Source organism: Mucilaginibacter gossypii (assembly GCF_900100945.1).
GTDB classification, from domain to species: Bacteria; Bacteroidota; Bacteroidia; order Sphingobacteriales; family Sphingobacteriaceae; genus Mucilaginibacter; species Mucilaginibacter gossypii.
The window spans coordinates 53,296-66,575 of sequence record NZ_FNCG01000010.1 but is presented as its reverse complement, the minus strand read 5'-3'; the positions used below and the strand labels follow the sequence as shown (position 1 = coordinate 66,575).

Genomic DNA, 13,280 nt, shown 5'->3' with positions numbered 1-13,280 from the left:
GTTAAATTTTATTATTTTTATAATACCTGCAACTCTCTGACAATGAGCATATTGAGCATTTTGGCTTTTTCGATTGACATATCAAAGCAGCGAAATCAAGGATTGCCCAATTAATTTCTTTGGCGTTCACACCCTTTAAAATATCGTGGGCTAAAGATTGCAGGTAAGGGTCATAGCGGATATCAGCTTTCTGTCTTGGCCCAAAATATCTCTCAAGTACACGAGCCATATTTACATCTAGCAAAGGCTTAGCTCGATTAAGTATGAGCAACTCAACAGCGTTGGCTATGTATTGGCCCATAAATGGTATTTTATCTATTGACTCCCGGTCCTGGGGGATAATAAAATCTCGTTGCTCCATGGACTTCGCTAAAGCGAAAATTCTCTTGGCTCTTTGATTATATAAGCCAATAGGCCTCAATAACGTGGCTAAGTCATTTTCATTTGCCGCAGCTAAGCTTTCCCAACCAGGGTAAGAATTCAAAAAAAACATATAGTAATTAGCGATTGTTTCAGCTTTAGTTCTTTGCAGTAAAATTTCTGCAATAATTAACTCATACTCGCTTAAAAATTCTTCACGCCAAGGAAAATTACGGCCATATTGCTTCCACCATTCCATTATTTTGTCTTGGAAATATTTTATGTGTTGAACGCCGATGTTTGCTGCCACATTTATTCAACGCTTGATGCATCTCGTTAGTTTAAAGTTTAGTTGATTTGTATTCTATCTTAAATTTATACTTGCCAATTTTAAAACCTGTCTCCATTGTTCCTGAGTGGAGTTCTGGCAATTCCGCCTTCACAGAATTCTTTTCGAGTTCTTCAAGGAATAATGTTAGTGAAGCCGACGCTTGCGGGCTTCCCACCATCGTTTTGACGAGTGTCGCCCAATTGGCAGTAAGAAGGCCCGGATAAGTTCTCCCATTACTAAATTTTGAAAAATGTTTACCAACGACCAGCCGGTAAATTTTCGCCCCTGGTTTAATTGCCTTCCGGGACAATTTCTTTACAAGCATATCTTCGCCATGGTCGGCTATAAAATTATCAAGCGCTTCCATCCATGTTTTGAGTTCCTTTTCAAAGTTTTCCAGCATGTTACTTCGCTGCTTCATATCTGTTGCCCAATCTTCCCTGAACTTTTGCTGGACAAGTATTAAAATCTTGTCCTTTTTGTCGTACAAAACCGCGTCTATATCCGTATAAATTTTAGTCAGATGTTTTAACCCCACGGAATGTGGAATTGTTACAATCTGCTTCGCAAACAGGCTATAGAGCTCAGTTTGAAATAGTTTTTCGCGTAGGTTGACAGCCTTGAAATAGTCGTCGGGATAGGCTGCCCTAAGACACCTGTTTAGGTATGTTAAGGGGTTCGATTGTAATCCGGTCTGGGTAATCAATAGGTAATTCTCAGAAAGTTTTAGTAATACGGGTGGCGCATACCCCGGTGGGAAATAAATATCCCTAAGCTTTTTCTTATCAAGTGTAATTTTCTCGAGTATTTTTTGAATATCAGCCTTTAAGAAACCCGTTCTACGGGCGAGACTATCTATCAAATTTTCATATCGTACATAATATGGATAAAGATTCCACAAATCCAAGTGCGCTAACTCGGCAACTTTCCTTGTTTCGAGGCAAAAATCTTGATGCATATGGCTGTCACCAACGAGATGAATAACAACCTCCAGGTAATTGCCGAAAGGGATGCCACCAAATTTTACATCATGGGGGTAGTAATCATATCCAATCTTAGATTGTATAACTCTCTGACCTTCTAAGTAACCATACCTTTCTAGTAAGTTTGTTGGTTTATACTGGATAAAAGCAGGAGCTTTGAACTCCAAGTTATCCCGTAAATCTCGTTCTACCTGTGGCCCCCAATTGTATTGATGACTATAATCCGCAATACTTAAGTGATACATCAAAAGCCAGCGTTGACTTTGTGCTTCCAAGTACTCAATACCGGCGTCCGTGACAAATGTTTTAAAAGTAAAGCTATCTTTCCCATCGAACTCACATTGAAATACTTTTGCTTCAGTGAGTGATATATGTCTCTTTATAACTCCGATATTCCCAAGGGTATTAAGTGACTTTATCGCCCAAGCTCGCAATTTTTTATTAGTGGGTAGACGTATCAGAGCGTCTCCGGGAGCCTCCTCATCCATAAACAAGTCAAAGGCCTCGTAGCCCCCGATTGAAAAAAGTTTGAAGCGGTTTAGCCAATCCTGTTTGCGAATGCCTTCCCGTGGAACTTTATACGAAGCGTTTATAAAGAAATAATCGATACAACGGTTTAATTCTATCAATGCATGGAAAGAAGTGCCTTTAAAACTTCGTTTTACGTCTTGACTTTTTTTTTCTAAAATATCGTTAAGGAGTTTTAATGGATCTGTTGGCACAAGGAATAAGTGGTTTATTGATAACCGTGAATAATTTTTTTTACGTATTCTAATTTAAAATATTTACTACACTTCCTATCATATATGTATAATAAATTGGATTTCTAATTTTAAAAGGGTTAGTAGTATCTTTATATCAATGACAATTTTACAAGTTGCTTGTGCAATCATTATAGATCATGAGAAACGAGTACTGGTTACTCAACGCAGCCCAATTATGAAACATCCATTGAAATGGGAGTTTCCTGGCGGCAAAATTGAACCTGGCGAAAATCCTCAGACTTGCATCATACGAGAAATCAAGGAAGAATTAACTGTTGATATTGAACTTAAAAGTCGCTTACCAAGCAGCATATATCATTACAGCAGTTTTATAGTGGAACTTATACCCTTCGTCGCGATAATCATCACAGGTGAAATTTATCTTAAAGAACATGCAGAATATGTTTGGGCGAATCCAAACGAATTACGTGATTTAGATTTAACAGAAGCAGATATTCCAGTTTTAAATTTCTTTTTAAATGATTATTATAATTTTTTAAATTAAAAGTGAATAGCGTTCAACAGGATTTCTATTTCTAAACGTATAATTTACTTTTACAGACTATTTGACTTTCCACTGACAGCCTTAAAATTGGCGATGCTGTTATATTAAACCGATCAATGAAAGCTTAGAGTAGAATATTTTTACTTAAAGACATAACAAATACAATTTAGTAAAACTTATTGAATTCTTCACAAAACGCCTCCTGTTTACACCGCTGAAAATCATCAACTAGGTAAACAGGGGGCGCAAGGGCTCCGCGTAGCGGAGCCGCCGAGCAGTTCGTAAAACTCTATCTAATCAGGTATAAAATAATCGCTGCAATGATCATCAACGTACCTATAATATTTAAGAACCGCTCAATGTATGTCGTTAATAAGGCGGCTTCGTAAGATTTGAAATGCGGTAAACCGGCCACACCACGGCGGTTAAACCTCCTCCTTCCTATGATATAACGGATTGATACACCGATTACCAATAAAATGATAGAGAGTATGCTTACTGTGTAATTATGATAATTTGAGTGTTCCATAATTCATCTTTCGTCAAAAATATTGTCGTTTATTTTTAAAATCGGTGACATCGACTAATATTGGAGATCCACCATGTGTTTATTTATAAGCTCCTAGGAATTTGGTTAAGGGGGATTACTCCCCCGGTTGACTTAATTTAAAACAGTTGTTCCTTCTTTTTCGAATGTCCGGCATAGGTTAAAAGCCGTTTGTGTTTTGTTAAAACCGCTGCCGAAAAGAATAGACTTGAGTTTCACTTCCTCGGTTTTATACTGCTTTACGTTCTGCATATATCCGCTGATGGCGTTATATGCTCCAAACAATGTTCCCCGTGTAGTGTCGGTCTGTTGTGTGGGGTGACTAAAAGCAAATTCGCAAACCTTTTCAACGGTGTTTAAAAACCGGCTGGAATATTCATCGATATTCTCGTCTAATACGTTCTGTAAAACTTCCTTACTCGGTGCCATTGCCTGTTGTACAAGTTTGAGCACTTGTTTGTCAGTAATACGTATCCGCGCCCATCGATTAAATATGCCGTCCAACTGATCGCTTATCGTGTTGGATATGCCCATCACCTCGTGTGCCTGTTTCAGCCGTTCCTGTGCGCTTTGGGTGTGGCGTATCTTCACACTATTGGTCATATTACCTAAAGCAGCATGTAAGGTATTATTGCAAACGATACGGGTAGGCGTAAAGGCTGCCGTTATACTGCCAAAGCCATCATGTGAGGTTGTTAAGAAAAGATATTTTTCTATCAGGTCGTCATTGCCTACTTTGATATAGCCCGGCAATTTTGCGGTGATAAAAATACGTTCCCCGTTGCCCAAAGCCCCGCAGGTTTCATATAATATGCCGTCCCCACCGCCTACAATGGCGTCGAAAAAACTAAACGCTTCCCGGTTTTGAACGATCTCGTAATCATTGCCGACAACACCCAATACCTGCTCTGTGTCTGCCCGGACGGTGGCGAAATAATTGGGTACGTCAATATCGGGTATCGCTTCTTCGTTATTCCAAAGGTGGCTATTGGTGTCGTATGTAAACAAAGGGCGTTTTTCTACAATGTAGTCCAGTCCGGCAAATTGTATCGCTTCGCTACTGGTCGGGTAACGGTCAATAACCTGCCCTAAATTATGCCAGGCTTTTTCTTTGACGCTCATAAAGCTGTGTTTGCCTGTTTTTTCATTGAAATTTATCTGATGTGCCATGATGTTTAATTTTTAGATGATTTAGTGTTCATTTTCATGATCTCGGTATGAAGCAATTTCACATTTTTGGTACTGGTTAATTGCAAAGCAGTACCGTCCTGAAATTCCTGTATAGCCTCATGTATGTGCTTATGAGTGGTTTTTACGGTGCATTTCACCAATAAAAAAATCCGGTCTTCCATGATTCTAATTTTGATTGCTATTTAAAAATTCGGTTAATTCCTGCTGAAACCTTGCGGGATTTTCTTTAGCTAACTGTTCGGCGTACCCCTCCCAAAATATTTGGTCGGTGAACTCTATAAATTGCTCGTACATCTTAATTCGTGTTTTTGTGAAACCTTAAAAAAATGCTCCCGGCTTAACCGGGAGCATGGATATTTATTAAGCGTGCGGAAATACGATTTCGGCTTCGATTTCAGATAGCTTGTTCACGCAGGCATCATAAACGAATTGGGCAACCAAAGCAATGAGGTTCGGGGTATTGGTCACAAATTGATTTCTCTTATCATCCTCGATGATCAGTTTGCAGCCCTGGTAAACATTGCTTTCCAACTGGTCGCCGTTTTCAGCCAGTTTGATCTGGAAATCTTCCAAAGTCTTGATCCGGGCTATAAGCGCCAAACGCTGTATGTTCTTACGGTTTAGGCTTTCAACGACTTTAACGGTCTGCTCTAAGTTCAAAGCAGGTCTAACGTATTTGATCTCTGCTTTCGGCGCTTCTTCTGTTTTAGGCGCATCATCTAATCCCTGTCCCGTGGTATAGGGTGCAGGGTTTGCCGGTTGGTTATCCATTGCAGGGGCACTACCGGCCTTAACTTCTGCGGTTGGGGTCGCCTCAGCTTTTTGAGCCTCGGCGGGTTTTTCATCTTTAGCGGTTTCATCCTGTTTGGCTTCCTTTCCTGTTAAGCTTGGGCGGTTCTCTGTTCTTGGCGCGTTGTTTTGTGCGTTAGTACCTTGTACCTGTTTTGCATTTTTTTCTGCTGTTTTCATTTCATTAAGCATTAAAGAGTTAAAAAATTTGTTGTTTATTTCTCTCTTTCGCCCCTTTCCCGTAAAAGCTTTTTCCAAAAGAAAAAGGAGAAAAAGAAAGCAAATCAGCGGGCACGAAACGGCACAAAAAGGAAACGGAATAATTGGAGGGGACCCTCTGGGGAGGCAGCCGTTTATGCCGTAGTCTTTTTGATACTACCGGCAATCATCCTTCAACAGTGCCCAACTTGTTTTCCTTTTTCTCCTTCTTTTGGGAACGGCGGTTAAAAAGCTCAAACCTGCCGGTGTTTTGCAAGTGCGGAGGCATCCGGGACAAATGGCCCGGATGGTGACGCTTTTTGCGCTACCAAAGCGCTTGTTTTGAACGCCAGTGAAAATTAAGCGCACCGTTAGGGGCGGCAGCGGCATCCTCCAAAGGAGATATAGCGGATGACCCGGGCCGCAGGCAACGGCATACTTTACAACAGCCATCCGCACTTCATTGCTTATCGTACGGCAATTCCTACATTTACATCTAAGCAATATTTAGTATTAATGGAATTAACGACAGGCTATTTCTGGGACCCTATTGAAAAGGATGTTAAAGTATTCGGGGAAATGACGGTCAACGAATCAGGAGATCGATTTGACCTAAAATTGTATGGGATGGTTAAATGCCTGGAAGGCGCTATGTGGCATATCAATTATCATGAGGCTATAGCCGTTCTACATGGCTTCACTACCTCTAAAGAATGCCTATCGCTGTTTAACTTAAGAGTAGAACATTATGAAAACCTCAGCCATGAAACAGACCCTCATGCGCTCAGCAGGAAAAGCACAGTGATCACAATGCGTTTTGAAAGCTATATATTATCGTCCAATCATTTTTTTCTTGGAAATGAAGAGTTCCGTTGTCCTCAATTAAAATTTTTACCGCAGTTTTCCGAAGAACTCGATGAGGATGGTAACTTTTCCTCTAACTATGAGAACGTACGTTTTACCGACGATGATTTTCTGGAGAAACGGGGTGATAGTTTGTCTTATAAGCTTCATGGCAGGGATGGTATCGAGATCCCTTATGCTGGCGGTCAATTACATTATACTGGTTCGTTCGGCAGCCTGCCGCTGATGCCCAGGAATATCCTCCATATCGAAAAGAATTATTGTTTCAGGTTTAAGTTTAGCACACCATTAACTTTTAGTGACTTGCATGCTTTTTTAAAAAAGAACCGCGCTTTTTTTACGCTAATGACCGGCACCTATTTGGCATTAGAAGAAATCCGGATTGACGCTGGTCAACCACATTGGCATACATTTAATGGCAGTTTCAATAAGCGGAACACTTATTATCCAGGCGGGTTTCCTCCTAAGAACCGGATGCTTTATTTGACCGACCTTATAACGGGCGACTATTTTAACATTTTTCTTGATCTTTACCCGGACATTGAGTTACCGCTACGGCATTACCTCAATTTTATAGAAAATGATAAAGACGATCCGGAGCAGGACCTTTTATCATTAGTCGCGGCGTTGGAAATCATGTTTAACAAAACCCATCAGGCAGTAAATTCGCAAATCGGGGAACTATCTAAAGTGGCCACTGAAGTGCTGGCTTTGCCCGGCATCAAATCCCACCAAAGGGACTTTCTGCTGGAATTCAGAAAGGGAACCAAACTAAAAGCATTCCGGATAAGGGACAAGCTCACTAAACTAATAGATGACAGCGAGACGCTTACTAAACTTGTCAAGGATTCCGGAGCCTTTACCGAAAAGGTGCTGAGTGCGAGACATTACCTCGTACATGAAGCTGATATGTCAAATAATGAGCTGATCAGCAATATATTGATGCTCAGAAAAGCTAACATGAAACTAAAGATTATCCTGGAGTATTATTTATTGCTTTATCTAAAAATACCGAAAGACACCATCGAAGAGAGAATATACCTGATTCTCCCTAACCATGTGCAGTATATGGCTTGACGCTAAACGAATAAGCTTTAAACAAGCAATCATCGGCAGTTATTTATTATATTTGGTCAACCTACATTTTTATCCATTTTCTATGTTTTTTATCACTATTCAAAACTACTGTAACGGCGCAATATGATCACGCACCGTTATAATCTGGCCAATGATTTTAAGAACTCACTTGCTGATTGTGACGAACTTTGGGTTGCTGCGGCGTTGGTTTCAACAGACGGCCTGGACTTTATTCAGACCCATCTGAGCAATGAGGCGAAACAACACTACCTGGTTGGTATAGACCTTCCAACCCCACCGAAAGTATTGCGCAGCCTAATGGAGCTTTCCGGCGAAAATTTCAAGGCCCACATTTATCAAAAAGAAAATAGATTTTACCATCCCAAAGTATATATCCTGCGTAACCACAAGGGTTTAACGGTTTACACAGGTTCCGGTAACTGTACATTAGGTGGGTTTGAAAAAAATGTCGAAGTGAGCCTGAAGACTGATGATCCGATAACTTGTGATGAATTGTTAAAATGGTTCAATATTCAAATGAAACAGGGCAAGGCGATTACAGAGGAACTTATCAAAGCCTACGAGCCCGTTTTCACCCGTCGGAAAGAGCGTATGAAGCAGGATCAAAAAGAAATGGCACAGCTGCTGTCACCGGGTACGGTCAATCTCGACGACATCAACTTTAACGGCCAGTTTTTTGAAAAAACACATTACAACGCATTCACAGGAGCTAAACCGTACAGTTATGAACCGGAAATTGATAAAGAGCGTGAAGCGGTAAGAAACAAATTGTTTCAGCTTCACCACTTAGTCTACCCCAAGATAAAAGAGAAAAATTGGGACCTGCACGACCACTACGAATTTGAACATACCGTATCTTCCGCAGTACATAATAACTATACCAGCGAAGACCTTGACGGTATCTGGTTACATTACGGCAGAGGCAGGCAGGAAATAAAGGCATACGGTAAAGATGAAACACCGATCAATTTCATGAGGATGCAAGTGATCATTCATCGCGATTCAGTAGGCATCTGGAACCGTATCGGGCGTGATAAGAACGGCAGTAAAATCGACCGGGACCATTTACAGGAACTACTGGAAAAAACGGAGTTCCGTCAAAAGTTCTTCCAACACATCCATGGTCTTCCGGAAGGTTACTTTATCATTATCAATAACCGGCCGCCGAAGTATGTAAACGAGTTCACCGACACCGAAGCGCTTATGGATTACATTGTACCGGATGATCGCCGCTATTATTTCTTTGTCGGCAAAAACTTTGGCCCGGGTGACCCACAGCTATCGAAAGCAAATATTGTTTCAACTATCATGGATAACTTTGGCGCTTTATATCCTGGCTATCAAATGATTTTACACCGAATGAGACTATGAACCTCCCGACGCACAAACATTTACCTGTCCATCTGCTGACGGCCTGTTTCAATAAAACGTCGGCCACCTATAAATTTTATTGGTTTCTTTCGATTCTGGGCAGAGCGGAACAGGGTGAGGAAGCGATCAGTAAGCAAGATCTGTTTGCCGAAATGGTAGCACACTCCTGGTTTACCGTAAATTACTTCCACGTATCATTCGGCAAACAGGACAAGCTACAGCAAGCGATAGAGCAAATTAAGATGATGGAGAATCTGACCGTAGATGCGGACAGAAAGACGATATTCGCCAGACTTTCAGGAAGCAACAATAAAGCGACTCAAAAAGAACTCCGCTATTTTAACGCCGAAGTACCGCACCGGTTCTTAAGCCCCTGGTTCAGAGCCGATGATATGGCGCTGGCGTATCAATATTCGCAGGCCTTTACCAATAATTGCCTTTATTCCGTATATAAGGATCACATCCAGATGAACCCGGCTTGGGGGGATTACCTGACCCGTAATGCCGGTATTCTCAAAGCTTTTTGTTATTGGCACCTGGCGGTTTACCTGCAAAGCAAAAATCCCAATGTACCTGACATACCCAATAAACTTATCAAACAACCGGTGAGGAAAAACCTGACCGAGCAGCGTAAATTCTGGGATATGGTCATTAATGAACTCGGCAGCGTTGATTGTATATATACCAATACCAGACTTAAAACCGGCGACTACGCTGTTGAACATTTCGTGCCATACGCCTTTGTCTCGCATGACCTGATGTGGAACCTGATTCCAGCCGACAGATCATTCAATAGCTCAAAAAGTGACAAGTTGCCTTTGCTGGACCTGCATTTCGATCCATTTTTCAAGCTTCAGCAACACGCTATAGAAATCATACAGGCAAAACATCCGCAGCAAAAGTTCTTGCAGGAATATCTGACCCTTTTTCCTGAGTTAACGCCAGTTTATTTTACAAAAGAAAAATTCCTGGAGCAGATCAAGCCGCTCATCACTATTGCCAGCAATAATGGCTTTGAATATATGCAGCCTGTTCAGGGACTAAGCTGATCTTTTCTGTAAGCGGTAGGCTTACCCGATCGCGCAACATTCGACATCAGTTGACGCAAGCCTTCAGGTATTATATTTAAATCTTCTGCACTGAGCTTAAACAGTCCGTGCTCCTCATCCTGGTCAAAATCCTCGATCTCCAGCAAGAATTGGTCTGGCCTAGCGCAATACAAATGCAAGTTGACATTGTGCTGCCCGTATTCATCCAGCGACAAAACCGCATAATCATTCCCATCGCGATAAGCAGTGCCGATCACTAATTCTTCGTCTGACAGCTTTTGCAAAATCAGTGCTTCCAGTAAAAGCAGATAGTTATTTCCTTCATTATTATGTTGAGACAAATTCATATATCAAAAATTATAAGTCCAGATCCGGCAGAGATCGCCCGTCGCCCGGTTGTATTCTGTTCGGCGGCACTTAATAGTTTCGCGAAATCATTTACCATCAAATCAAAATACGTTCCTAAATTTTCAACGACAATGACTGAAATCTTATATCCTGACATTCACCAGACTGTATATTGTAGGTAAAATTAACTCTATAAAAGGGTCTCGCGTAATGATCGTAACATATGTAGTCCTCATCAATCTCTTGATCTTGAAGACTATTTAAAGAAGAGATTAAATCCTTATGACATTCATATTCCTCACGTGTGATTCTCAATCGTAGAAAGGCGATACGGATATTATATAACGCATCAATTCCGATATTCCCATTGTCTAATAACTTGACTGATTGTATATTTAAATCTTCAAGCCCCTCCAACATGGAAGCATCGAAACATTGGAAAAGTTTTATAATCTCCGTGTACTCCTTGTCAATCAGTCCTTGATCAAAAATTTCTTTATCTGCTACAAATAGGTACTTAATGCCTTCTTCTTCCAAGAACTTTTCAAAATTTTCGTGGGAAAAATCTTGAAAATCATAATCTTCTTCTGGCAACTTGATTCCTGCGGTTTCTAAAACCGCCAACATCGATTCTGAGCTTTGTTTAGGAAATTTAATTTTATATGATCCTTCATCATCAATCCTCGCTGAACCTAATATTTTGACGCCTTTATCGGCACTAATTTGAATTCCGGCAGTTTGCTTGGGCCAAAGCTTTTCCGGCCAAGGCGCGTAAACTGTCGATAATAAAGCAGGCCAGATCAATGATATATAGGATGGGCCTTGGGCTCCTTCTAAACTCGATGAAATTACGCCGATAACTTTTCCTTCTGCATTGTACACAGGGCCTCCACTCATTCCGCCCCGGGTCTCCATCGCAACTTCGATGCAAGGACCATTAATGAACGTTCCTCTTCCTTGCAGATATTGTTCAGTAACAATTCCTGATGTACAGAAAAAAGCTAACGTTGGAACGCCGTCATTGTCTATTTCCCGATATCCGGCAGCCCAAAGTCTTTCGCCAATTTTTGGTATAGAAACTTCTAAGGGCGCAAACATATAATTTTCATGATCTTCAAATTTCGAAAATGGTGAAAGCGATAGTATTCCCACATCCATATATCGTGGGACTTTTTTTTGGAAAGGCATGATCTCGACTGACACTTTCTCTGATGCGCTAAAATCCCGCGGAGACCAAATTCTCATACTATTTTCACACGGAAATGAATAAACTAAGGCATTTTTTTGGCGCGTTTCTTCCATAACATGAGTTGCAGTTAGACAGACACCTGGCGCTATCATTACTCCGCTACCAATTATCTTTTCCTGTTCATCATTGATAAATCCTATAGTGACAACCAGGCCTTTCAATTCCCAAAGTGCCAATTCTCCAATACCGTCTATTGCAGTTAATTCCGGGCAAATCCACTTACATTTCCGATCTAAACTGTTAGTTTCGGGATATTCAATTTTGACTTGAATGGTCTTTTTCAATTTCATATTCGGCTCAGAAATTTTCGTGGTATGCGATGCACTCTATTTGAGCCGCAATATAATGGAATTGGACTTTTTGAAGTCGAGGAAATGAAAATAATAGAATTTAGACCTGGGACTTACGAGCCCGTTCAATAATATTAGTTCGCAATATAATTGTTCGCTGTTCCTAACTTTGGTTTAAAATAAGCCAGCAATATCTTGGATCGTATTTGATTTAAAGTTACATTGTAATTCGGGACTGGGACGATAACGGCATCATGCGAATTAGATAAAGCGAAGCGCTTGGGCCAAAGGCATTGCCAACACATTGTTGATTTACTTTTTAGGCAACGATAAATCCTTGCAAACAAACTCCAAAACCTCCGATGGGTCAATTTCCAATGCCAAAGCAATTAAATACAATTCATCAACCCGCAGCTGTGATTTTAAATTAATTGATAATTGACTTAGCCTATAAGTGGAAATACCTGTTTTACGCGCTACATCTGCTTTATTTACCGATTTTTTCGCTAAAAACAATCCCAATCTCGTTAAAGTTTCTTTCTGCAAAGCTGTTTTTTTTCTAAAAATATCTAACAGCACTTGCCGGATGTAAAAAAATTTTATATGAGTGTTTTGTTTTTATATTTGTAGATATATTCTCTATATTTATAATTAATTAAACAATATCAATGTATTCATTCTAGTTTAAAACATACATTTGCGGACTTTATTGAATGTAGTTCGCACTTTGAGTCTTGCTTGTGAAACCTGAGAAATTTCAATGGAACAAGGCGATAAGTGGTATGCGTCCATGCCTTAGGCGTGGCGCCCGCTTATTCGTTCCAAGGCTTCTCAGGGCCTCACAAGCGATAAGTTGGGTGTCACGCCTTATGCATTTCCACCTGCACCGACTCCTTTGTTTTGGCTTTTTAAAGATCAATGCTCATGGACGAACAATCAAATTCCAACCAACCACCATCCTTCACGACCCTGACGGACATTATGGAACGTTTCCAAACGGTTCCCTATGATCAGTTCCAACAGGAACTCCAAAGCTGGTTTGAGCAAAGCCTGGCCAAACAAAAGGGTCTGAACAACGCGGAAGAACTGCAACAGTGCCCCGACCTCCAACAACTGCTTGCCTTGGTCGCCAAGATCTATCACCGGGCAGAAGTATCCCAAACCCTTTCCGATCACCAAATCACCCAAAGTCATGACCAGGAATAAAACTACGCTTTGGGTACTGCTCATCTGCCCACCCGAATGACCTAACGGTAATGGCAACCCGTAATCAGTTAATAGTTAAACCTTCCGGGGTTGCCTTTACTATATTCTTTTATTCTCCTACCAGATTCATTTAAAAA

At 40.8% G+C, this 13,280-nt stretch carries 14 protein-coding genes; 5 read left to right on the top strand and 9 right to left on the bottom strand.

Annotated elements, in window-relative coordinates; translation table 11 throughout:
* Position 1 precedes the first annotated feature (1 nt).
* Positions 2-670, bottom strand: coding sequence for an HhH-GPD family protein (locus tag BLS28_RS18050; protein WP_091170530.1), 669 nt, complete (start codon positions 668-670; stop codon positions 2-4).
* A 31-nt stretch (positions 671-701) separates the two neighbouring features.
* The gene (locus BLS28_RS18045; protein ID WP_091170527.1) at positions 702-2,396 is read right to left on the bottom strand and encodes a hypothetical protein; all 1,695 of its coding nucleotides are present in this window, start codon (positions 2,394-2,396) and stop codon (positions 702-704) included.
* Positions 2,397-2,535: 139 nt separating this feature from the next.
* Here BLS28_RS18045 and BLS28_RS18040 point away from each other — a divergent pair, with 139 nt between their 5' ends.
* Entirely contained in the window at positions 2,536-2,943 is a 408-nt protein-coding gene (locus BLS28_RS18040; protein WP_256337475.1) for a (deoxy)nucleoside triphosphate pyrophosphohydrolase, read from the top strand.
* A gap of 289 nt (positions 2,944-3,232) precedes the next feature.
* On the opposite strand, the gene BLS28_RS30930 is transcribed toward BLS28_RS18040, so the two are convergent.
* From BLS28_RS30930 to BLS28_RS18025, 4 genes are all read right to left on the bottom strand, one after another.
* Positions 3,233-3,472, bottom strand: a complete 240-nt coding sequence (locus tag BLS28_RS30930) for a hypothetical protein (protein ID WP_091170525.1) — start codon at positions 3,470-3,472, stop codon at positions 3,233-3,235.
* Positions 3,473-3,604: 132 nt separating this feature from the next.
* A complete protein-coding gene (locus BLS28_RS18030; RefSeq protein ID WP_091170522.1) occupies positions 3,605-4,660 on the bottom strand; it encodes a DUF932 domain-containing protein in 1,056 nt (351 codons plus the stop codon).
* Positions 4,661-4,665: 5 nt separating this feature from the next.
* Complete coding sequence (locus BLS28_RS30925; protein ID WP_176844503.1) at positions 4,666-4,842, bottom strand: hypothetical protein; 177 nt, start codon at positions 4,840-4,842, stop codon at positions 4,666-4,668.
* 199 nt (positions 4,843-5,041) lie between these two features.
* Positions 5,042-5,650: a hypothetical protein gene (locus BLS28_RS18025; RefSeq protein ID WP_091170967.1), complete on the bottom strand. Its 609-nt coding sequence runs from the start codon at positions 5,648-5,650 to the stop codon at positions 5,042-5,044.
* A gap of 429 nt (positions 5,651-6,079) precedes the next feature.
* Here BLS28_RS18025 and BLS28_RS18020 point away from each other — a divergent pair, with 429 nt between their 5' ends.
* From BLS28_RS18020 to BLS28_RS18010, 3 genes are all read left to right on the top strand, one after another.
* Entirely contained in the window at positions 6,080-7,609 is a 1,530-nt protein-coding gene (locus BLS28_RS18020; protein ID WP_091170519.1) for an ApeA N-terminal domain 1-containing protein, read from the top strand.
* A 123-nt stretch (positions 7,610-7,732) separates the two neighbouring features.
* Positions 7,733-9,001, top strand: a complete 1,269-nt coding sequence (locus BLS28_RS18015) for a phospholipase D family protein (RefSeq protein WP_091170516.1) — start codon at positions 7,733-7,735, stop codon at positions 8,999-9,001.
* Complete coding sequence (locus tag BLS28_RS18010; protein ID WP_091170513.1) at positions 8,998-10,050, top strand: HNH endonuclease domain-containing protein; 1,053 nt, start codon at positions 8,998-9,000, stop codon at positions 10,048-10,050. The genes BLS28_RS18015 and BLS28_RS18010 overlap by 4 nt, the downstream gene beginning before the upstream one ends.
* Here the strand turns inward: BLS28_RS18010 and BLS28_RS18005 are convergent.
* From BLS28_RS18005 to BLS28_RS17995, 3 genes are all read right to left on the bottom strand, one after another.
* On the bottom strand, positions 10,035-10,397 hold the full coding sequence (locus BLS28_RS18005; RefSeq protein ID WP_091170511.1) for a hypothetical protein: 363 nt from the start codon (positions 10,395-10,397) through the stop codon (positions 10,035-10,037). The genes BLS28_RS18010 and BLS28_RS18005 overlap by 16 nt on opposite strands.
* Positions 10,398-10,512: 115 nt before the next feature.
* Complete coding sequence (locus BLS28_RS30560) at positions 10,513-11,931, bottom strand: S1 family peptidase (protein WP_176844502.1); 1,419 nt, start codon at positions 11,929-11,931, stop codon at positions 10,513-10,515.
* Between the two features lie 318 nt (positions 11,932-12,249).
* Positions 12,250-12,516 (bottom strand): helix-turn-helix domain-containing protein, encoded by a 267-nt coding sequence (locus BLS28_RS17995; RefSeq protein ID WP_256337474.1) that lies wholly within the window; start codon positions 12,514-12,516, stop codon positions 12,250-12,252.
* Between the two features lie 345 nt (positions 12,517-12,861).
* On the opposite strand from BLS28_RS17995, the gene BLS28_RS17990 reads away from it, so the two are divergent.
* Positions 12,862-13,143: a hypothetical protein gene (locus BLS28_RS17990; RefSeq protein ID WP_143020811.1), complete on the top strand. Its 282-nt coding sequence runs from the start codon at positions 12,862-12,864 to the stop codon at positions 13,141-13,143.
* Positions 13,144-13,280: the final 137 nt, after the last annotated feature.

Coding starts and splice junctions, on each gene's coding strand:
- BLS28_RS18040 (WP_256337475.1), top strand. CDS start 2,536: ATGACAATTTTACAAGTTGCTTGTGCAATCATTATAGATCATGAGAAA.
- BLS28_RS30930 (WP_091170525.1), bottom strand. CDS start 3,472: ATGGAACACTCAAATTATCATAATTACACAGTAAGCATACTCTCTATC.
- BLS28_RS18030 (WP_091170522.1), bottom strand. CDS start 4,660: ATGGCACATCAGATAAATTTCAATGAAAAAACAGGCAAACACAGCTTT.
- BLS28_RS30925 (WP_176844503.1), bottom strand. CDS start 4,842: ATGGAAGACCGGATTTTTTTATTGGTGAAATGCACCGTAAAAACCACT.
- BLS28_RS18025 (WP_091170967.1), bottom strand. CDS start 5,650: ATGAAAACAGCAGAAAAAAATGCAAAACAGGTACAAGGTACTAACGCA.
- BLS28_RS18020 (WP_091170519.1), top strand. CDS start 6,080: ATGACCCGGGCCGCAGGCAACGGCATACTTTACAACAGCCATCCGCAC.
- BLS28_RS18015 (WP_091170516.1), top strand. CDS start 7,733: ATGATCACGCACCGTTATAATCTGGCCAATGATTTTAAGAACTCACTT.
- BLS28_RS18010 (WP_091170513.1), top strand. CDS start 8,998: ATGAACCTCCCGACGCACAAACATTTACCTGTCCATCTGCTGACGGCC.
- BLS28_RS18005 (WP_091170511.1), bottom strand. CDS start 10,397: ATGAATTTGTCTCAACATAATAATGAAGGAAATAACTATCTGCTTTTA.
- BLS28_RS17990 (WP_143020811.1), top strand. CDS start 12,862: ATGGACGAACAATCAAATTCCAACCAACCACCATCCTTCACGACCCTG.